The sequence below is a fragment of the Ramlibacter sp. AN1133 genome, assembly GCF_037890035.1.
Taxonomy (GTDB): Bacteria; Pseudomonadota; Gammaproteobacteria; order Burkholderiales; family Burkholderiaceae_C; genus Ramlibacter.
Genome location: NZ_JBBKTQ010000005.1, coordinates 165,908 through 185,772, shown reverse-complemented (window position 1 = coordinate 185,772; position 19,865 = coordinate 165,908). Strand labels below are relative to the sequence as shown.

Here is a 19,865-nt window from a genome sequence, read left to right as displayed (position 1 = left end):
GCAGCGCGCCGTGAACCCCAGCGCTTCGCGCATCGCTGGGGTTGCGCTGACGCTCCACCGCCAGCCTACTAAGATCACCCCATGCCGCTCCCCTCGCGCTTCTGGGCCGACCTCGCCACCACCGACTTCGCAACGATTGACGCGGCGAAGACGGTCGCCGTCCTCCCCGTCGGCGCGACCGAGCAGCACGGCCCGCACCTGCCGCTGCGCGTCGACCAGTGCCTCGTCGACGGCATCGTGGCGCAAGCCCTGACGCAGCTTCCGCAAGACGCGCCAGTGCTGGTTCTGCCCACCCAGCAAGTCGGCTACAGCCCCGAGCACGCCTCCTTTCCCGGCACCCTCACGCTGCCGATCGAGACGGTGATCGCCACCTGGGTCGCCCTGGGCGAATGCGTTGCCCGCGCCGGCGTGCGCAAGCTGCTCCTGTTCAACGGCCACGGCGGCCAGGCAAGCCTGCTGGACATCGTCGCGCGCGAGTTGCGGGTGCGCTGCAATCTGATCGTCTACGGCTGCAACTGGTGGAACCTGCCCCTCGGCGACGACGTGAACGGCCTCTTCAGCGCCGACGAACACCGCTTCGGCGTGCACGCGGGGCAGATCGAGACTTCCCTGATGCTGGCGCTGGCGCCGGACACGGTGCGGATGGCGCAGGCGCAGGATTTCTCTTCCAGCTCGCGCGATCGCGCCGCGCAGTATCCGATCCTGGGCAACGGCCGCAGCGCCAGGCTGGGATGGGCCATGCAGGACTACAACCCGCTGGGTGCCGCCGGCAATGCGGCAGCCGCCGATGCGGCGCAGGGCCGCGCGGTCCTCGAGGCGGCCGGCCGCCAACTCGCCCTGCTGCTGCAGGAGATCGCGGCGTTGCCCCTGACAACCTTGGCGGAGTAATCCCAGGGGGCTTCGCTCCCGGACCGCTTCACGTTAGCATCGGTGCCTGAAACTGGTTTCAGCAAACCGATGTCCGCCAAGCCTTCACCGCCCGTCTTCGCACCCCCCATCGTCCGGACGACGATCGCCGACGTCGCCGAGAAGGCCGGCGTCTCCAAGGCCACGGTGTCCCGCTTCCTGAACCGGCGCGACGAGCTGCTGACGCCGGAGATCGCCACCCGCGTCGAGTCCGCGATCGCGGCCCTGGGCTACTCCCCCAGCCCGATGGCGCAGGCGCTCAAGCGCGGGCGCTCGCGGCTGGTCGGCCTGGTGGTGGCCGACGTGACCAATCCCTTTTCCGTGGCCGTCCTGCGCGGCGCCGAAAAGGCCTGCCAGGAGGCCGGCTACCTGCTGATGCTGTTCAACCTGGGCGACGACAGCCAGCGCGAGCGCGACGCGATCCAGGCCCTGGCGTCGTACCACGTCGAAGGCCTGATCCTGAACACGCTCGGTCGCGACGAAGGCGCCGCCGCCGCGGTGGCGCGCCAGGGCCGGCCCGTGGTGCTGGTGGACCGGCGCCACGCCAACATGCAGGCGGATTTCGTGTCCCTGGACAACGCCGGTGCGATCCGGATGGCGGCCGGCCACCTGCTGGACTGCGGCTGGGACGACCTGGTGTTCGTGACCGAGCCCGCCGCCGGCGTGAGCTCGCGCGAGGAACGGGTGGCGGCCTTCCGCGCCTTCCTCGCCGCGCACCCGCAGGCCACCGGCGGCGTGGTCGAATCCAGCGCGAACGCGCCGGAAGTGCTCGCCGCGGCACTGCGCGAGCAGCACGCGCGCGGCCGCCGGCCGGCGGTGCTGGCCAGCAACGCGGTGATCACCTTGCGCGTGGCCGACGCGGTGGCGCGCCAGGGCTGGACCTTCGGGCGCGACCTGGGCTTCGTCGGCATCGACGAGACGGAGTGGGCTGCGCTCGTGGGCCCGGGCCTGACGACCATCGCGCAGCCCACCGACGCTCTCGGCCGGCTCGCCACGGCGTGCCTGCTGGAGCGGCTGCGGGGCCTGGACCTGCCGCCGCGACAGATCCTGTTGCCGGGCGAACTGGTGGTGCGCCGCTCGTCCGTGGGAGCGCAGGCTTCGATCTAAGGGTTTCCCCTGATGAGAGCCTGAAACCGGTTTCTATAATCGCGTCCAGAAACCGGTTTCAGCTCGCTCCGACGTGAATTACACCTTCCAGTTCCAGGACGTCTTCGCCGCCTGGCCGCTGCTGCTCCAGGGCACCTGGACCACGATCCAGCTCTCGCTCACCGCCACGGTGCTGGGGCTCGCCGTCGCGATCGTCTGCGCGTGGGCCAAGACGGCGGGCCCGAAGGCCGCGCGCTGGGTGGTCAATGCATACATCGAGTTGATCCGCAACACCCCCTTCCTGGTGCAGCTGTTCTTCTTCTTCTTCGCGCTGCCCGCGCTCGGCCTGCGCTGGTCCGCGCATTCCGCGGCGCTGGTGGCGATGGTGGTGAACCTCGGCGCCTACGCCACGGAGATCCTGCGCGCCGGCATCGAGTCGATCCCGCGCGGGCAGATCGAGGCCGGCCTGGCGTTGAACCTCAAGCGCCACCAGGTGTTCCGCCACATCATCCTCAAGCCGGCGCTCAAGGCGATCTACCCGGCGCTCACCAGCCAGTTCATCCTGCTGATGCTCAGTTCCGCCGTGGTGTCCGCGATCTCCGCGGACGACCTCACCTCGGTCGCGGCCAACCTGCAGTCGCAGACCTTCCGCAGCTTCGAGATCTACATCGTCGTCGCCGTCATCTACTTCCTGCTGGCGCTGGCGTTCTCGATCCTGTTCCGCTTCGTCTACCGGCTCGCGCTGGACTACCCGGACCGCCGCTGATGCGCACCTTCGGCTTTCCCGAATTCCTCTTCATCCTCGAAGCGGCCAGGTGGACGATCGCGCTGTCGCTGATCGCCTTCGTGGGCGGCGCCATCGGCGGCCTGCTCGTGGCGCTGGGCCGCACCAGCGAAAGCCGCGTCGCCCAGGCCGTGGCCACGGCCTTCGTGCAGGTGTTCCAGGGCACGCCGCTGCTGCTGCAGCTGTTCCTGGTGTTCTTCGGCGCGCCGGTGCTGGGCATCGACGTCAACCCCTGGGTCGCCGCCGGCGTGGCGCTGATCCTCAACACGAGCGCCTTCCTCGGCGAGATCTGGCGCGGCTGCATCCAGGCGATCCCGCACGGGCAGACCGAGGCCGCGCACGCGCTGGGCCTGCACTACTTCGCCCGCATGCGCGACGTCGTGCTGCCGCAGGCCTTCAAGATCGCCCTGCCGCCCACCGTGGGCTACATGGTGCAGGTGATCAAGGGCACCTCGCTGGCCGCGATCATCGGCTTCACCGAGGTCACGCGCGCCGGCCAGATCATCAACAACGCCACCTTCCAGCCGCTGATCGTGTTCAGCCTGGTCGCGGGCATCTACTTCGCGCTGTGCTGGCCGCTGTCGCTGCTGGCCCAGCACATGGAGCGCCGCCAGGCCCGGGCGCTGGCGCGCTGACCGCATTTCCCTTTTCATCCACTGGAGACTTCCCCATGCAAACCATCACCCGCCGTGTTTTCGCCGTGCTGGGCCTGGCCGCGACCGTGTCGCTGCTCGCCGCGCCGGCGCTCGCCCAGAGCCCGGAAGACCTGAAGAAGAAGGGCGAGATCAACATCGGCCTGCTGGTGGACTTCCCGCCCTACGGCACGACCAACGCCCAGAACCAGCCTGACGGCTACGACGCCGACGTGGCCCGCCTGCTGGCCAAGGACTGGGGCGTCAAGGTCAATCTCGTGCCGGTGACCGGCCCGAACCGCATCCCCTTCCTGCTGACCAACAAGGTCGACCTGCTGGTCGCCTCGCTGGCCGTGACGCCCGAGCGCGCCAAGCAGGTCCAGTTCTCCAAGCCGTATTCCGCCGCCACCATCGTGCTGTTCGGCGAGAAGAAGGCCAACATCAAGGGCCCGGCCGACCTGAAGCCGCTGAAGGTGGGCGTGGCCCGCGCCAGCACGCAGGACGTGGCGCTGACCGCGATCGCCCCGCAAGGCACCGAGATCCGCCGCTTCGACGACGACGCGTCCGCCATGCAGGCCCTGATCTCCGGCCAGGTCGATGCCATCGGCTGCTCCACCACCGTCGCCGCGCAGATCAACAAGCGCCAGCCCGGTGCCTTCGAGCCCAAGTTCGTGCTGCGCCAGCAGGAGATGGCCGTCGCCATGCGCCCCGGCCAGGAGCCGCTGCTCAAGGCGGTGAACGACTTCGTGGCGAAGAACACGGCCAACGGCGAGCTGAACAAGCTGTACAACAAGTGGCTGGGCGCCGACCTGCCGAAGATGCAGTAAGCGCGCAGCGGGGAACAGCATGGACCAGAGGGACAGCGCCGGCGCCGAACCGATCATCCGCATGCAGGGCGTGCAGAAGTGGTTCGGCAAGTTCCAGGTGCTCACCGACATCGACCTCGCGGTCGCGCCCGGTGAGCGCATCGTGGTGTGCGGGCCCTCGGGCTCGGGCAAGTCCACGCTGATCCGCTGCATCAACGGCCTGGAAACCGTGCAGCAGGGCAGCATCGTCGTGGACGGCATCGACCTCACGGCGCACAAGCGCAACGTGGACAAGGTGCGGGCCGAAGTCGGCATGGTGTTCCAGCAGTTCAACCTGTTCCCCCACCTCACCATCCTGCAGAACTGCACGCTGGCGCCGATGCGCACGCGCGGCATCTCGAAGGAGGAGGCGGAGGCGACCGCGATGAAGTTCCTCGCCCGCGTGCGCATTCCCGAGCAGGCGAACAAGTATCCGAGCCAGCTCTCGGGCGGCCAGCAGCAGCGCGTGGCGATCGCCCGCGCCCTGTGCATGACGCCGCGCATCATGCTGTTCGACGAGCCCACGTCCGCGCTCGACCCCGAGATGGTCAAGGAAGTGCTGGACACGATGATCGGCCTGGCGGAAGAAGGCATGACCATGCTGTGCGTGACGCACGAGATGGGCTTCGCGCGCAAGGTGGCCGACCGCGTGATCTTCATGGCCGACGGCCGCATCGTCGAACAGGCGCCGCCGGAGCAGTTCTTCCTGCAGCCGCAGCATGAGAAGACGCGCCAGTTCCTGGGCCAGATCCTGAGCTCCCATCATCATCCGCAGCAACCGGTCGTCGCGTGATGCAGCCGGTGTTGATCTCCCTGTCGTCCTTCGGGGCGGCGGAAGTGCGGCGCCACGGCCAGCTGTGGTTCACGCAACTCGCGCAGAAGGCGGGCGCCGACGGCGTCGAAGTGCGCGGCGAACTCCTCACGCGCCCTGCGGAGGAACTGCCCGACATCGCCCGCGCCGTGGCGGAGCGCGGCTCGCATCTCGTCTACTCCAGCCCCGAGGGCCTGTGGGCGCACCACGGTGCGCTCGACATCGCGGCGCTGCAGCGCGCGCTCGAGGCCGCCGAGTTGCTCGACGCGCCGCGCCTGAAGATGTCCATCGGCGGCTTCGGTTCGGAGTCGCACCATGACCTGCCGCGCCTGGCGGACCTGCTGCGCGGGCGCGACACCGAGCTGGTGATCGAGAATGACCAGACCACGCCCGCGGGGACGCTCGACGCGCTGCAGGCCTTCTTCCGCCGTGCCGACGAAGCCGGCCTGCGCCTGGGACTGACCTTCGACATGGGCAACTGGCACTGGACCGGCGAATGCCCGCAGGAGGCGGCGCGCACCTTCGCGCCCCGCGTGAGCTATGTGCACTGCAAGGGCGTGCAGCGGCAACCGCGCCGCTGGGTCGCCGTGCCGCTGGCCGAGTCGCAGGCGCCGTGGCGCGCCGTGCTGCGCGCCCTGCCGCGCGCGCTGCCCTGGGCGATCGAATACCCGCTGGCCGGCGAGGACCTGCTGGCCGTCACGCGCGACGAGATCCGCCAGCTGCGCGCGGCCGCCGCCGCGCTCGGAGCCGCGCGATGAAGGACATCCGCTTCGACGTCGTCACCTTCGGCGAAATGATGCAGATGTTCGTCGCCGAGACGCCGGGGCCGCTGGAGCAGGTGATGCGCTTTGCCAAGCGCACCGCCGGCGCCGAGACCAATTTCGCGATCGGCATGGCGCGGCTGGGCCTGCGCGTGGCCTGGGCGAGCCGGCTCGGCACCGATTCCATGGGCCGCTACCTGCTGGCGGAGATGCGGCGCGAAGGGGTGGACTGCTCGAAGGTCGTGTGCGACCCCGCGCAGCGCACCGGCTTCCAGTTCAAGGGCCGCGTCACGGACGGCAGTGACCCGCCGGTGGAATACCACCGCAAGGGCTCCGCCGCGAGCCAGATGGGACCGGCCGATGTCGACGAGGCGTGGCTGCGTTCGGCGCGCCACCTGCACGCCACCGGCGTCTTCCCCGCCATTTCCGCCACCGCGCGGGCGGCGGCGCAGAAGTCGCTGGACGTGATGCGCGCGGCCGGCGGCACCATCTCCTTCGATCCCAACCTGCGTCCTTCGCTCTGGGCTTCGCCCGGGGAGATGCGGCGCGAGATCAACGTGCTGGCCTGCCAGGCCGACTGGGTGCTGCCGGGCCTGGAGGAAGGACTCTTCCTCACCGGCGAAACGACGCCGGAGGGCATCGCACGCTTCTATCGGCAGCGGGGCGCCAAGCTGGTCACCGTGAAGCTCGGGCCGGAGGGCGCGTACTTCGACGGCGTGAACGGCTGCGGCCGCGTGGCGGGCTTTCCGGTCACGCAGGTCGTGGACACGGTCGGGGCCGGCGACGGCTTCGCCGTGGGCGTGGTCAGCGCGCTGCTGGAAGGCCGCAACGTGGCCGAGGCGGTGCGCCGCGGCGCCTGGATCGGCGCGCGCGCCGTGCAGGTCCTGGGCGACACCGAAGGCCTGCCGACGCGCGCCGAACTGCAGGCGGCCGGACTGTGACGGCGCCCCGCAAGTCGGTGCTCGTGTTCCGCGAGCTGCCGGACGACCAGCTCGCGCGCCTCGCCGCGCTGCACGAAGTCACCGTGGCCAATCCGCGCAAGCCGGACCAGCTCGCCGCCTTCGAGGCGGCACTGCCCCATGCGCAAGGCCTGATCGGCTCCAGCTACGCGATCACGCCCGCGCTGCTGGAGCGCGCCCCGCGCCTCGAAGTGATCTCCTCGATTTCGGTCGGCGTCGACAACTACCCCATCGCTGCGCTGCAGGAGCGCGGCATCCTCCTGTGCCACACGCCGGGCGTGCTGACCGAGACCACCGCGGACACGGTCTTCGCCCTGGTCATGGCGGCCAGCCGCCGCATCGTCGAACTCTCCAACCACGTGCGCGAAGGCCGCTGGAGCCGCAACATCGGCGAAGACCTGTTCGGCTGGGACGTGCACGGCAAGACGCTGGGCATCCTCGGATTCGGCCGCATCGGCCAGGCGGTGGCCCGGCGCGCCGCCCTGGGCTTCGGCATGCCGGTCCTGTACCACAACCCGGTGGCCGTCGACGTGCCCGAACTCGCGGGCCGGGCGACCCACGTCGCGCTGGACGAACTGCTGCGACGCGCCGACATCGTCGCCGCGACGCTGCCGCTCACCGACGCCACCCGAGGCCTGATGGGCCCGCGCGAATTCGGCCTGATGCCGCCGGGCGCGATCTTCGTCAACGGCGGCCGCGGCGCCACCGTGCAGGAGGACGCACTGCTGCAGGCGCTGGACTCGGGCCGCCTGCGGGCCGCGGCGCTGGACGTGTTCGCCGTCGAGCCGCTGCCGCAGGATTCGCCGCTGCGGTGCCACCCGCGCGTCACGCCGCTGCCGCACATCGGCTCCGCGACCCACGAGACGCGTCACGCGATGGCGCGGCTCGCCACCACCAACCTGCTGCAGGCGCTGGCCGGAGAGCGCCCGCAGGCGGTCTACGCGCCGGCCGCCTGAGCCGCCGCGTCCTACGCGAGCTTGCGAGTGGACCGATAGCCCGCGCGCCACGCGTCGGTACATTGGGCCGGAGGGCATGGCGTTCCGCGGTGCCTGTTCACTTGCGAAGGAGAAACTCGATGACGACGGTGGCAGATGTCATGACGCGGGACGTGCGCACGATGACCCCGGACGACCTGGTGGTCGATGCGGCCAGGTGCATGGACGAAATGAACGTGGGGGTGATCCCCGTGTGCGAGGGCGACAAGCTGGTGGGCATGGTGACCGACCGCGACATCGTGGTGCGCGGCGTGGCGGCCCAGCAGGGTGAGTTGAAGGCCATGAAGCTGGCGGACGTCATGAGCGGACACGTGCGCTGCGTCCACGAGGAGGACGACGTGGACCAGGTGCTCAGCGAGATGGCCGACGCCCAGATCCGCCGCATGCCGGTGGTGGACGGCAGCGACCGGCTGGTGGGCATCGTCACGCTGGGTGACATCGCAGCCAAGGATTCAGGGGATGAAGTGGACGTCGCGACGTCGCTCGGCGACATTTCCTCGCCGGCGGAGCCCGATCGCTCCGAGCCGGGCACGCAGTCGCAATCCCAGTCGCAATCGCAGGGTCGCGCCAGGCACTGAGGCGGGGAGCGGACGCGGCCCGGTCGGTCGCGTCCATCCTCCGGAGAGGGGAGTAGTTGCCGCACGGCCACGCGCGCGTGCGGAAAGAGCCGCCGGGTGAAAACCCGAAATACTGCTGTCACGGTTCCCTGCCAAACTGGTCGGCAGGTGAACCTCATGCGTTTCTCGTCCGTCTTCCAGCTCCCCGCCGTGCCGCAGCAGCCTGCCGCGCCGGCGCGCGAGGCTGCGCCCGCGGACAAGGCCATCGAGCAAGCCGCGACCCCCGCGCCCGGCCAGGAGCTTCCCGACGACCTGGATGCGCGCGTGCGCCTGATCGGCGAGTGGCAGCTCGGCGAAGGCTACTGAAGCCTCGGCGTCCACCGCAGCATTCCTCGAGGGAAAAAAAAAGGCCGCTGTCGCGGCCTTGGACTGGAACGGCGGCCGCTCGCGCGGCCATGCGGTCCGGGTCAGTGTTCGCTGCCGCCGCCGCTGTGCGAGCCGCTGCTGCCCTGCGAACCGCCGTGGCTGCCGCCGCTGCTGCTGCCGCTGGCGCTGCCGCTGTTCTGGCTGGCCATGGCGTTGCGCCGGTTGGCGCTGCGGGCCATGCCGCCCTTGCGTCCGGCTTCGCGGGCTTCTTCGGAAGTGAACTCGTGGGCCGTGCCCTTCTCATGGGCCGCGCGTCCGCCCTCGCTGGCGATTTCGCGCTGCCGCTGCGGGTCCATGGAAGCGAAGCCACGGTTCGATTTTCCGCCGCCCTGGTTGCCCTGATTGTTGGAAGCCATGTGAGGATCTCCTTGCAAACTGAAATGTTGGAACTGCATGGCCGGTCTGTGCCAGCCATGTTGCGATTGAGCTTGCAAGTGCGTACTACGCTCGTCAGGCAGCAATGCTGCCGGGTGTAGGAGCGGCCCTACCTCGTCAGACGGGGGGTCGGAGGCGGGCCTGGGGCAGGACCTGGGGCTTCAGGCGGCGGAACAGCGCGTTGGCCTCGGCGCCCACGCCGGGAGCGGGCCGGGGCTGGGCCTGCAGCGTGGCCAGCAGCCGGGTGAACTGCGTGCTGGAGGGTGGGATGGGGCCCAGGAACAACACCTCGTCACCGCGCGCGACCATCAGCGTGGGAAAGGTCTCGATGTCGACGTCGCCCATCGCGTCGTCTTCATCCTCCACGTCGACCCAGGCGAAGCGCAGGTGCGGATGCGCGCGGGCCTGCGCCGAGAAGGTGGGCTGCCATTCGCGGCAGACGCCGCACCAGGCGGCACAGAGGCAGGCCACCCACCAGGAGGCTTGCTCGGAGGCGCCGCTGCTGTCCATGGGCGCAGTGTAGCCGGGACCCCGGTGCGCGCCGGCGCTTCAGGCGGCGCCGCAGCCGGCGTAGGCGTCGAGGTCGCGCCGGTAGGCGGAGGTGGTGACCTGCATCAGGCCGAGCACGGAGTGGAACAGGTGGTCGTGGGAGATGCGCGCGTCCGCGCGTGCGCGCAGGCACTGCATCGTCGGGCCGCCGGCCTGCTCGAAACCGGCGGACAGCCAGGTCACCCATGGCACGTGCTTCTGCACGTCCGGCGCGATGGCGTAGGGCAGGCCATGCAGGTACAGGTTGTTCTCGCCCAGCGACTCGCCGTGGTCGGCCACATAGAGCAGCGCGCCCTCGTAGTCGCTGCGCTGGCGCAGCCAGGCGATGGTGGCGCCCAGCACGTGGTCGGTGTAGGCGATGGTGTTGTCGTAGGCGTTGCGCAGCTGCGCGGAACTGCAGTCCGGCAGGTGGCTGCTGGTGCACTCGGGCATGAACTTCTTGAACGCGGGCGGCGTGCGCTGCGAGTAGGCCGGCCCGTGGCTTCCCATCTGGTGCATCACCAGCACCACGCCCTTGGCGCGCTGCGCCGCCGGCAGTTGCGCGATGCGCTCGTCGAGGCCCTGCACCAGGATCTCGTCCAGGCATTCGCCGTTCGGACACAGCTGCGGGTCCTTGAGCGCCGACGTGTTCACGTTGGCGATGCGCTCGCACACGCCCTTGCAGCCGCCCGGCTGGTTGTCGATCCACAGCACCGCGAGGCCGGCGTGCTGCAGCACGTCCAGCAGGTTCTCGGAATCCTGCTTGCGGCCGCCGAAGCCCTCGCGCCCCAGGTGCGAGAACATGCAGGGCACGGAAGCGGCGGTGCTGGTGCCGCAGGACCACGCGTTGCGGAAGGTCACGGCCTGCGCACGCGCCAGTTCGGGGGTCGTGTCGCGTTCGTAGCCGTTGATGCCGAAGTTGCCGCTGCGGCCCGTCTCGCCCAGCACCAGCACCAGCAGCCGCGGCTTGGCGCCGGGCGCACCGGCGGCCAGCCGCGCATCGCGCCCCAGCGGCGCCACCGGTCCCTTGATCTTGCTGCTGCCGAACGCCGACTGGCCCACCGCCCAGAGCTGGTTCAGCGGGTTCATCAGGTAACGCAGCTGCGTGTGGTTGCGCATCGTGGACGCGAGCGGCTGGAAACTCACCAGGATCAGGCCCGCGACCACCGCGATGCCCGCGGCCAGGCCGGCCAGGTTGCGCACCGCCTGCTGCTTCCACGGCCGGTGGTGGACGCCCACGCGCCAGACCATCCAGGACGGCAGCAGCGCGCCGACCAGGACCACGGCGCCGAAGCGGGGCGTGAGCAGCGCGCGGACCTCGTGCCAGTCCGTCTGCAGGGTGTTGGTCGCCATCGCGCTGTCGATGACGATCCGGTACGTCCACATGAAGTGCGCCCCGACCGCGGTGGCGACCAGCAGCAGCACGATCGCGGGCTTGAGCACGCGCTTCCAGGCGAACAGGCTCAGCAGCGCGTAGAGCGCGGCCGCCAGCATGCCGCCCAGCGTGAGGGTGAGCAGCCAGCCGCCCTGGGCCTGGGCGATGCCCAGGCTCTGCAGTTCGCGCCACAGGGCGGCGTTGCCGGCGGTCGCCATCCAGGCGCTGGCGCCAGCCACCAGGAAAGCGGCGGGAATGCCCCGCGGCTGTCGTTCATCCAATTGTTCAGATCCTCTCGAGGTGCCAGGAGCGTGGCCACGCCGCATCCACCAGGCTGGCGGCGGCCCAGCACACCGCCGCGCTCCAGGGCGCTTGGCGCAGGCGAAGTATCCACCCGGGCAGGTGAAGCCCAAGGCCGCATGTCCGGGGGAAAGCGGCGGCCCGCGCCGCCGCCGGGCCGCAAGCTCTGCTGCGATACGTAGGGTCCGAGTCCGCCGAACGCGCTGAGTTCCCCCGGGTAGCTCGGCGGCAGCGGATCTTGAGCATGGACGCCGCCAGGGCGGCCAGCAAGGCGGTGACGGGTCAATCCCGGTGGCCGGACCGACCAGGTGCGCGGGCGGCATGCCCATGCCGCCCGCGTCCCAGCCCAGCACCACACCCACCAGCCCCAACATGATCCAACCGGCTTGGGAGGGTCGCACCCCATGCCCTTGCCATGCCCGGAATGCTGGGACGGCCGGATTACGTGATCCTTAAGGGGCACAATTCCCTCATGCGTGTGCTGGTGGTGGAAGACGACGAGGGCATCGCCCGCGGGCTGGCCGCCCACCTGGGCCGCTCCGGCCATGCCGTGGACCGCACCCCGAGCCTGGCGGGGGCCTGGACCGCCCTGACGGCCGAGGCGTACGAAGTGGTGCTGCTGGACCTGGGGCTGGCCGACGGCGACGGCACCGAGCTGCTGCGGCGCGTGCGGGCCGCGCCCGTCGGCCGCCTGCCGGATCCGGCGACGCCGGTGCTGATCATGACGGCGCGCGACCAGGTCGCCTCCCGCATCGCCGGGCTGGACCTGGGCGCCGACGACTACCTGACCAAACCCTTCGACCCCGACGAACTGGCCGCGCGCATGCGGGCGCTGCGCCGGCGGCTCGCCGGCCGCGCGCACCCGACCGTGCGCTATGGCGACATCGAGATCGACCCTGCGGCGCGCACGGCGCAACGGGCCGGCGCGCCGGTGGAGCTCTCCACGCGGGAGTTCTCCGTGCTGCTGGCGCTGATGGAGGCGCGGCCGCACGTGCTCTCGCGCGCGCAGCTCGAGGCCAAGCTGTACAACTTCGACAGCGTCCTGGAGAGCAACGCGATCGAGGTCCACGTGCACCGGCTGCGCCGCAAGCTCGGCGAGGGCGTGATCCGCACGGTGCGGGGCGTGGGCTACTACGTGCCGGCGGAGCCGCCGGCATGAGGTCCGCGCGCGGGCCCAGCCTCACGCGCCACCTGCTCGCGTGGGTGCTGGGCGCGCTCACGCTGGTGTGGGCCACCTTCATCGCCTTCGGCTACAAGACCGGCGAACACGAGGCGGACGAACTCACCGACGGCCACCTGGCCAGCGTCAGCTCGCTGCTGCTGCCGCTCGCGCCGGCCGGGCTCGCCCCGGACGTGCCGCCGGCGCCCGCGGTGTCGGCGCCGGACCTGAAGGCGCACGACTACCAGCGCACCATCAGCGTGGTGGTCTGGGACGCTGCCGGCAAGGTGCTCTCGCGCACGGGCGATGCGCCCCTGCCGCCCTTCGCCAGCCCGGAGGGCTTCGCGAGCCTGCAGCTGGGCCAGCCGCCGCAGCCCTGGCGCGCGTTCTCGCGCTGGGACGAGCGGCATCGCTACCGCCTGATGGTGCTGCTGTCGCAGCGGGAGCGCGACGACCTGGCCGCCGACATCGCCGGCCAGGTGGTCGAGCCCGGCTTGTGGCTGCTGCCCGTGGTGGCGCTCGTGCTGGGGCTGGCCATCCACCGCGGACTGCGTCCGCTGCGCAAGCTTGCCGAGAAGGTGCATGCGCTGGACACGCACGATGCGCAGAAGGTGGAGGACTCCGTGCGCTTCCAGGAACTGGCCGCCACCGTCGATGCCATCAATCGCCTCGTGGACCGCTACCACGCGGTGCTCGTGCGCGAACGCGCCCTGGCCAACGAGTTCGCGCACGAACTGCGCACGCCGCTCGCGTCGCTGGCGCTGCAGGTGCGCGAGGCACGTGAAGCCCCGCCCGGGCCGCTGCAGCAGGAGGCACTGGGCCGCCTCGAGCAGGACGCCCTGCGCGCCGGCGACGTGCTGGCGCACCTGCTCGCGCTGGCCCGTGCCAGCCGCGCCGAACTCGTAGAGGCTGCCCAGCCGGTGGACCTGGACGCGGTGGCGCGGCGCGTCGTCTCCGAGTTCGCGCCGCACGCGCATGCCGGCGGGCGCGAGCTGGGGCTGTCCAGCCCGGGGCCGTTCCCGCTGTCCGGTCATCCCGTGCTGCTGGAGCTCGCCTTGCGCAACCTGGTGCAGAACGCGCTGGCGCACACGCCGCGCGGCACGCAGGTGGAGGTGGAGCTGGACCCCGCGACGCGCGCGCTGCAGGTGGCCGACGACGGCCAGCAGCATGCCGGCCCGCCGGGCGAAGCGGCGGCGCCGCTGCAGCCCTTGCGCCTGGGCCTGGGCCACCGCGTGGTCGAAAAGGTGGCGGCGCTGCATGGCGCGACCTTCGAACCTGAAGTGGCGCTGCCCGACGCTCGCCGCGCCTGGCGCATCCGGTTCTCGTAGGCTGGCGGTGGAGCGGCAGCGAAACCCCAGCGCTGGGGTTGCCGAGGCTGTCGCCTCGGACTACGCGCCGCGGCGCTCGGTCGCGCGCTGGCGCGGCTCACCGCCAGCCTACGCGTGCAGCCTACGCGTAAGTCACCCAGTCCCGGTATTCCGGCGCATCCAGGTGCGGGATCGCATTGAACATGATCAGCGAATGCCGCTTCGGCGTGAACGCGAACTCCGTGATCGCCGTGTTGCGGATGCGCATGTTCAGGTCGATCGTCGCTTCCGGCTTGGTGCCCAGCACCGCGCCCACCGCGGTGGCGATCGGGCCGCCGCTGGTGACCACCAGCACGTTCTGGCCGTAGTGGTTGGCGCGCACGTGATCGAGCGCGCTGGTCACGCCGTCGACGAACTCCGCGTAACTGGGCATGCCGGCCGGACGCGTCTCGCCGGCCATCCAGCGGCCCATCGCGTCGCGCAGCAGGCGGAAATGGTGCCGGTACCGCTCCGGCGAATCGGGCCTGGGCAGCTCGCCCGGGTGCACGGTGGCGATCAGCGCCTGGCTGTCGTATTCGTTGAGCCCCTCCCACGCGAGGTGCTCGCCGGCGCGGTTCATGCCTTCCAGGATGCCGGCCAGCGTCTGCTTGTGGCGCCGCAGGGTGCCCGCGATCAGGCCGTCGAAGTGGACGCCGCGCTGCGCGAAGTACTCGCCCAGCCGCCGGCTCTGGCGCTGGCCGAGCTCGCTGAGCTGGTCGTAGTCGGCGGCGCCGAAGGAAGCCTGGCCGTGGCGGACGAGGTAAAGCGTGCCCATGGTGGCTATTCTGGCAAACGCGCGCAGTTTGCTAGGACGCCAGGGTGACGCGTCCGCGCGGCGTCTCGAGCGTCGCGCGCAATTGCGCCGGCCCTTCGTCGAGCTTCACCGCATCCAGCCCGATCGCCCGGTAGGCGGCGCGCAGGCGCACCGCTTCGGGATGCGAGGCAGCGAGCGCGTGCAGCGTCACGCCCGATTCCGGCATGCCCGGCGCGGGATGCGTTTCGCCCCACTCGATGAGTGTCGGCAGCACGCCGTCGAAGAGCCGCTGGCCGTCGGGTCGCACCGTGATCTGCCACTGCAGCAGGCCGCGCGGCGTGCTGCGCGAGGCGGCGACGACCTCGCCGCGATCCATGCCCAGCGCCTGCCATGCGTGGACCGCTCCCCGCACGTCCGGCACGCCGGCCACGAAGTGCAGCAGCCGCGGGCCGTCGCGCCGCAGCCGGTCGCGCAGGGTCTCGTCGTCGAGGTCGAACCAGCGGCGCGGGCGCTGCGGCGCGCGGCCGGGCTGCACCGCGATGATCTCGAAATAGGCGCGCGGAAAATCGACCGTGGCGATGCGCAGCAGGCGGTTGTGCGTGCCCATCAGCGGATGCTCGCCGCCCGGCCCCGGCGTGACGCCCAGCGTCGCTTCGCACCAGGCCACGCCTTGCTCCAGGCTGTCTGCGCCCACCACGAGGTGATCGATGCGCGCTCGCATCTCAGAGCCTCACCTGGCCGTCGACGCAGGTGACCGAGGCACCGCCGATCCACGTCTCGCCGGCCTCGTCGCGCTCCACGTGCACCCGGCCGGCGCGGCCGAGGGCCGTGCCCTGGCTCGCGACATAGCTGCGCGGCGCGATGCCGGCGCCTATCAGCCATTGCGCGAGCGCAGCATTGAGGCTGCCGGTCACGGGGTCCTCGGCCATGCCGTTGTTGCCGGGGAAGAAGGCGCGCACCTCGAACAGGCAGTCGTCGCCGGAAGGCCGCGAGCCCACCACGCCGACCTTGCCGCGCGGGCCGATCACGCCGACGTCGAGGCCGGCGAGGATCGCCCCGTCGGGCTTGAGCGCCAGCACCTGTTCGGCGGACTTCAGCAGCACGCCGCGCCAGTTGGGGCCGTTGTCGCACCAGGCGTGGTCGACGATGGCGCTGCGGGCCACGCCCAGGCCGCGGGCGATCAAGGTCACGTCCTCTTCCGGCAGCGGGCCGCTCTTGCGCAGCGGCGGCGCGGCAAAGGCGAGGCGCTCGCCGCTGCGGCGCAGCTTCACGAGCCCGACGCCGCACTCCTGCACGATGTGCTCGCCGCGCGGCCGGCCCCCGGCTTCCAGCCAGGCATGGCAGCTTCCCAGCGTCGGGTGGCCCGCGAACAGCAGTTCGCGTCCCGGCGAGAAGATGCGCACGCGGTAATCGGCGCCGGGCTGCGTGGGCGGCAGCAGGAAGGTGGCTTCCGACAGGTTGGTCCAGTTGCAGAAGTGCTGCATCTGCTCGTCGGCGAGGCCTTCGCCGTCCAGCACCACCGCGAGCGGGTTGCCGCGGTAGGGCACCGCCGTGAAGACGTCGACTTGCTTGAACGGGCGCAGGGTCATGGCCGCGGATTCTCCCGGATGGTGGCGGCGAGCGCGGCGATGCCGGCGGCGATCTGCTCGCGGCTCGCGGTCACGAAGGACAGCCGCAGCGTACGCGCATCGGCCTCCCCGGCATAGAAGGCGGCGCCCGGCACGAAGGCGACGCCGCGCGCCACCGCGCGGGGCAGCAGCCGGGCCGCGTCGATGCCGGCGGGCAGCCGCGCCCACAGGAACATGCCGCCGGCGGGTGCGTTCCAGCGCAGGTCCAGCCCGTGCATCTCGCGCGCGAGCGCCTCGAGCATCGCATCGCGCTGGTCCCGGTAGAGGGTGCGGATGGTGGGCACGTGGCGCTCCAGGAAGCCGTCGCGCAGCACTTCCGCCACCAGCCGCTGGTTGAAGCTGGGGCTGTGCAGGTCGGCGGCCTGCTTGGCCAGCACCAGCTTGCTGGCAACGGCGGGCGGCGCCACGAGATAGCCCAGGCGCAGGCCGGGCGCGAGCACCTTGGAGAACGAGCCGAGATAGATCGTGCCTTGCGGGTAGCGCGCGGCCAGCGGCGCTGGCGGGGGCGCGTCGAACCAGAGATCGCCGTAGGGGTTGTCTTCCACCAGCGGCAGCGCCAGTTCGCGTGCGGTCTGCACCAGGGCCTGGCGGCGCCCTTCGGTCATCGTGCGGCCGGTGGGGTTCTGGAAATTCGGCAGCACGTACAGGAAGCGCGCGTCGCCGCGCCGGCGCGCGAGGTCGGCGATGTCCACGCCCTCGTCGTCGCTGGCGATCCCCACCACCTGCGGCTCCATGGGCGCGAAGGCCTGCAGCGCGCCCAGGTAGGTCGGGGTCTCCACCAGCACGCGGCTGTCCTGGTCGACGAGCACCTTGGCGACCAGGTCCAGGCCCTGCTGCGAGCCGGTGGTGATCAGGACCTGGGCCGGATCGACCTTCCACGGCAGCAGCGCGGCGACGGCCTCGCGCAGCGGCGCGTAGCCTTCGCTGGCGGCGTACTGCAGCGCGCTGCGGCCGTCTTCGCGCAGGACCTTCTCGCACGCCGCCCGGAAGGCTTCGACGGGGAATGTGAGTGGCGAGGGCAGGCCGCCGGCGAAGCTGATGATGCCCGGCTGCTCCGTGATCTTCAGGAGATCGCGGATCGCGGAGGAGGTCATGCGGCCGGCACGGCGCGACAGGGTCCAGCCGGGCGAAGGCTGCAGGTCGTCGGGTTTCATCGGTGCTCCACGGCAGGGGAAAGGACGGGGGTGGCAGGGGCGCGGACGACCGGCATGCGGCGGCCGACGAAGACGGTGGCGATCACGGCCAGCGCGAAGCCCACGCTGGTGGCGTCCAGCCGCTCGTGCAGCAGCGGCACGGCGAACACCATGCTCAGGAAGGGTTGCAGCAGCTGCACCTGGCTGACGCGCACGGTGCCGCCCAGCGCGAGCCCGCGGTACCAGGCGAAGAAGCCGATCCACATCGAGAACACCGACACGTAACCCAGGCCCCACCAGGCACTGGCGGGGACCGTTGCCTGGGGCCACGTCCACCAGGCGAGCGGCAGGGTGAGGGGAAGCGCGAGCACCAGGGCCCAGCAGATCACGTGTTCCGCGCGCATGCGCTGCGACAGGCGCGCGCCCCAGGCATAGCCCACGGCGGCGAAGGCCACTGCCGCGAGCAGCAGGGCATCGGCTGCCTGCAGGCGCAGGGTGCTGCCCGAACGCAGCAGGGCGAAGGCGACCACCAGCAGGCTGCCGAGCGTGGCGCAGGCCCAGAAGGCGCGCGAGGGCCGCTGGCGGTGCAGCAGCGCGCCAAGGAGGGCGGTGGCGAGCGGCAGCACACCGATGATGACGCTCGCATGCACGGCCTCGACGTGACGCATCGCGATCGAGGTGCACACCGGGAAACCGAAGACCACGCCGCCGGAGGTGATCGCCAGGGCGCGCCATTCGTCTCCGCGAGGCAACGGCGCCCGGGCAGCGAGCAGGAACACGATGGAGAGGGCGCCGGCCACGGCGGCGCGGCCCAGCGCCACGAACAGGCCCGACATCAGCGGCGCCTCGGGCGTGCCCACGGCGAGCCGCGTCATGGGCAGCGTGAGCGCGAAGATCGCCACGCCGGCGACACCCAGCCAGAGGCCGCGGCGTTCCGCCGGCGTCATGAATGGGGCCCTTGCGCGGGAGAGGTCGGTGAATGCATGCGGCCACTGTACGGGCCGGCAGCAGTACACTGGCAGTACAGTTTTCCAGATCACATCACGCGCTGTATCGCCGGCCCGGGCAGTACAGCGGAAGGCACCGCATGCTGCTCAAGGCCTCCTCGCAGTCGCTCACCGACCAGCTCGCCGCCCGCTTCGGCGAGCGCATCCGCAATCGCCTGCTCGCACCGGGGGCGCGTCTGCCTTCGGTGCGGCAGTGCGCCGAGCAGCAGGGCGTGAGCCCGTCGACGGTGGTTGCGGCGTACGACCAGCTGCTGGCGCAGGGGCTGGTGGAGGCGCGCAAGAACCGCGGCTTCTTCGTGCGCGAAGCGGCGACGCAGGAAGGCGTGGCCGATCGGCCGCAACGCCCCGCGGCCCCGCGAGGGCCGGGGCCGGTGAACGCCACCTCGCTGATCCGCGGCATGTTCCATCGCGCCAGCAACAAGCCGCAGCCCGGCATGGGCGTGCTGCCCACCGAATGGCTCGAGTCCAGCTTCCTGCCGGCGGCGGTGCGCAAGGTCACCGGCACGCAGCTGCTGCAGGCGTTCTCGCTGCAATACGGCGAGCCGCTGGGCGACGCCGGCCTGCGCCGCGCGCTCTCGACCAAGCTCGCGGGCCTGAACGTTCCGGTGCCGCCGGAACACATCATCACCACGATCGGCGCGACGCACGCGCTGGACATCGTGAGCCGCACGCTGCTGCGGCCCGGCGATCCGGTGATGGTGGAGGAGCCGGGCTGGGCCGTCGAATTCGCGCGCCTGTCCGCGCTGGGCATGCGCCTGCTGCCCGTGCCGCGCCGCGCCGACGGGCCCGACCTGCAGGTGATGGCGAAGTACTGCCAGGTGCACAAGCCCAAGCTGTACGTCAGCGTGAGCGTGTTCCACAACCCGACCAGCTACTGCCTGTCGCCGGGCAGCGCGCACCGGCTGCTGCAACTGGCGAACCAGCACGGCTTCCACATCGTCGAGGACGACACCTACAGCCACATCGCGCCGCCGCATGCCACGCGGCTGTCGGCGCTCGATGGCCTGCAGCGCACGATCTACGTCGGCGGCTTCGCCAAGATCCTGGCGCCGAACTGGCGCATCGGCTTCATCGCGGCGCCGGAAGCCCTGGTCGAGCCCTTGCTCGATACCAAGCTGCTGACCACCCTGACCACGCCCGCGCTGCTGGAGAAGGCGCTGGCCGTGTGCATCGAGCAGGGACAGCTGCGCCGCCACAGCGAGCGCATCCGCACGCGGCTGGACCTGGCGCGCAGCCGCAGCGTGAAGCTGGCGCTGCATGCGGGCTGCCGCTTCGCCGCCGAGCCTGCCGGCCTGTTCGGATGGGTGGATACGGGCGTGGACACCGATGCGCTGTCGCAGCGCATGCTGGACGAGGGCTACCTGCTCGCGCCGGGCGCGCTGTTCCATGCGCAGCGGCAGGCGAGCACCCTCATGCGCATCAACTTCGCGACCACGCAGGACGCTGCGTTCTGGAAGAAGTACGTGGAGCTGGCCAGGAAGATGTGAGGGCCGCGCGG

The 19,865-nt window shown here is 71.2% G+C and carries 22 protein-coding genes; 14 read left to right on the top strand and 8 right to left on the bottom strand.

The features are described 5' to 3' along the window. Positions 1-81 precede the first annotated feature (81 nt). The 11 genes from WG923_RS08845 (at position 82) to WG923_RS08795 (ending at position 8,702) form a co-directional block, all read left to right on the top strand. On the top strand, positions 82-888 hold the full coding sequence (locus tag WG923_RS08845) for a creatininase family protein (RefSeq protein WP_340350571.1): 807 nt from the start codon (positions 82-84) through the stop codon (positions 886-888). A 69-nt stretch (positions 889-957) separates the two neighbouring features. Then, positions 958-2,013 carry a LacI family DNA-binding transcriptional regulator gene (locus WG923_RS08840; RefSeq protein WP_340350570.1) on the top strand — a complete coding sequence of 352 codons (1,056 nt, stop codon included), beginning with the start codon at positions 958-960 and terminating at the stop codon, positions 2,011-2,013. Between the two features lie 73 nt (positions 2,014-2,086). Continuing rightward, positions 2,087-2,758, top strand: coding sequence for an amino acid ABC transporter permease (locus tag WG923_RS08835; RefSeq protein WP_340350569.1), 672 nt, complete (start codon positions 2,087-2,089; stop codon positions 2,756-2,758). Beyond that, a complete protein-coding gene (locus tag WG923_RS08830) occupies positions 2,758-3,411 on the top strand; it encodes an amino acid ABC transporter permease (protein ID WP_340350568.1) in 654 nt (217 codons plus the stop codon). Before WG923_RS08835 ends, WG923_RS08830 begins: the two co-directional genes overlap by 1 nt. Before the next feature lie 35 nt (positions 3,412-3,446). After that, complete coding sequence (locus tag WG923_RS08825) at positions 3,447-4,235, top strand: transporter substrate-binding domain-containing protein (protein ID WP_340350567.1); 789 nt, start codon at positions 3,447-3,449, stop codon at positions 4,233-4,235. 19 nt (positions 4,236-4,254) lie between these two features. Further along, positions 4,255-5,046 carry an amino acid ABC transporter ATP-binding protein gene (locus WG923_RS08820; RefSeq protein WP_340350566.1) on the top strand — a complete coding sequence of 264 codons (792 nt, stop codon included), beginning with the start codon at positions 4,255-4,257 and terminating at the stop codon, positions 5,044-5,046. Further along, a complete protein-coding gene (locus WG923_RS08815) occupies positions 5,046-5,822 on the top strand; it encodes a sugar phosphate isomerase/epimerase family protein (RefSeq protein ID WP_340350565.1) in 777 nt (258 codons plus the stop codon). The genes WG923_RS08820 and WG923_RS08815 overlap by 1 nt, the downstream gene beginning before the upstream one ends. Continuing rightward, entirely contained in the window at positions 5,819-6,766 is a 948-nt protein-coding gene (locus WG923_RS08810; RefSeq protein ID WP_340350564.1) for a sugar kinase, read from the top strand. Before WG923_RS08815 ends, WG923_RS08810 begins: the two co-directional genes overlap by 4 nt. Then, positions 6,763-7,740, top strand: coding sequence for a 2-hydroxyacid dehydrogenase (locus WG923_RS08805; RefSeq protein ID WP_340350563.1), 978 nt, complete (start codon positions 6,763-6,765; stop codon positions 7,738-7,740). The genes WG923_RS08810 and WG923_RS08805 overlap by 4 nt, the downstream gene beginning before the upstream one ends. A gap of 119 nt (positions 7,741-7,859) precedes the next feature. After that, positions 7,860-8,357: a CBS domain-containing protein gene (locus WG923_RS08800; protein WP_340350562.1), complete on the top strand. Its 498-nt coding sequence runs from the start codon at positions 7,860-7,862 to the stop codon at positions 8,355-8,357. 156 nt (positions 8,358-8,513) lie between these two features. Then, positions 8,514-8,702: a hypothetical protein gene (locus tag WG923_RS08795; protein ID WP_340350561.1), complete on the top strand. Its 189-nt coding sequence runs from the start codon at positions 8,514-8,516 to the stop codon at positions 8,700-8,702. A 101-nt stretch (positions 8,703-8,803) separates the two neighbouring features. Here the strand turns inward: WG923_RS08795 and WG923_RS08790 are convergent, their stop codons facing one another. The 3 genes from WG923_RS08790 to WG923_RS08780 form a co-directional block, all read right to left on the bottom strand. After that, positions 8,804-9,118, bottom strand: coding sequence for a KGG domain-containing protein (locus WG923_RS08790; protein WP_340350560.1), 315 nt, complete (start codon positions 9,116-9,118; stop codon positions 8,804-8,806). Between the two features lie 136 nt (positions 9,119-9,254). Then, a complete protein-coding gene (locus WG923_RS08785) occupies positions 9,255-9,647 on the bottom strand; it encodes a thioredoxin family protein (protein ID WP_340350559.1) in 393 nt (130 codons plus the stop codon). Positions 9,648-9,686: 39 nt separating this feature from the next. Then, positions 9,687-11,321, bottom strand: a complete 1,635-nt coding sequence (locus tag WG923_RS08780) for a phosphoethanolamine transferase (RefSeq protein WP_340350558.1) — start codon at positions 11,319-11,321, stop codon at positions 9,687-9,689. A 491-nt stretch (positions 11,322-11,812) separates the two neighbouring features. On the opposite strand from WG923_RS08780, the gene WG923_RS08775 reads away from it, so the two are divergent. Both WG923_RS08775 and WG923_RS08770 read left to right on the top strand, forming a co-directional pair. Beyond that, positions 11,813-12,499, top strand: coding sequence for a response regulator transcription factor (locus WG923_RS08775; protein WP_340350557.1), 687 nt, complete (start codon positions 11,813-11,815; stop codon positions 12,497-12,499). Then, a complete protein-coding gene (locus WG923_RS08770) occupies positions 12,496-13,827 on the top strand; it encodes a histidine kinase dimerization/phospho-acceptor domain-containing protein (RefSeq protein ID WP_340350556.1) in 1,332 nt (443 codons plus the stop codon). Before WG923_RS08775 ends, WG923_RS08770 begins: the two co-directional genes overlap by 4 nt. Positions 13,828-13,948: 121 nt before the next feature. On the opposite strand, the gene WG923_RS08765 is transcribed toward WG923_RS08770, so the two are convergent. From WG923_RS08765 to WG923_RS08745, 5 genes are read right to left on the bottom strand one after another with little or no spacing between them, the layout of a single operon-like run. Continuing rightward, the gene (locus WG923_RS08765; RefSeq protein WP_340350555.1) at positions 13,949-14,620 is read right to left on the bottom strand and encodes a histidine phosphatase family protein; all 672 of its coding nucleotides are present in this window, start codon (positions 14,618-14,620) and stop codon (positions 13,949-13,951) included. A gap of 31 nt (positions 14,621-14,651) precedes the next feature. Beyond that, positions 14,652-15,320, bottom strand: a complete 669-nt coding sequence (locus tag WG923_RS08760; RefSeq protein ID WP_340350554.1) for a VOC family protein — start codon at positions 15,318-15,320, stop codon at positions 14,652-14,654. A gap of 1 nt (position 15,321) precedes the next feature. Beyond that, entirely contained in the window at positions 15,322-16,188 is an 867-nt protein-coding gene (locus tag WG923_RS08755) for a PhzF family phenazine biosynthesis protein (protein ID WP_340350553.1), read from the bottom strand. Continuing rightward, positions 16,185-17,381 carry an aminotransferase-like domain-containing protein gene (locus WG923_RS08750; protein ID WP_340350552.1) on the bottom strand — a complete coding sequence of 399 codons (1,197 nt, stop codon included), beginning with the start codon at positions 17,379-17,381 and terminating at the stop codon, positions 16,185-16,187. The genes WG923_RS08755 and WG923_RS08750 overlap by 4 nt, the downstream gene beginning before the upstream one ends. Then, on the bottom strand, positions 17,378-18,307 hold the full coding sequence (locus WG923_RS08745) for a DMT family transporter (protein ID WP_340350551.1): 930 nt from the start codon (positions 18,305-18,307) through the stop codon (positions 17,378-17,380). Before WG923_RS08745 ends, WG923_RS08750 begins: the two co-directional genes overlap by 4 nt. Before the next feature lie 140 nt (positions 18,308-18,447). On the opposite strand from WG923_RS08745, the gene WG923_RS08740 reads away from it, so the two are divergent. After that, entirely contained in the window at positions 18,448-19,854 is a 1,407-nt protein-coding gene (locus tag WG923_RS08740; RefSeq protein WP_340350550.1) for an aminotransferase-like domain-containing protein, read from the top strand. Positions 19,855-19,865: the final 11 nt, after the last annotated feature.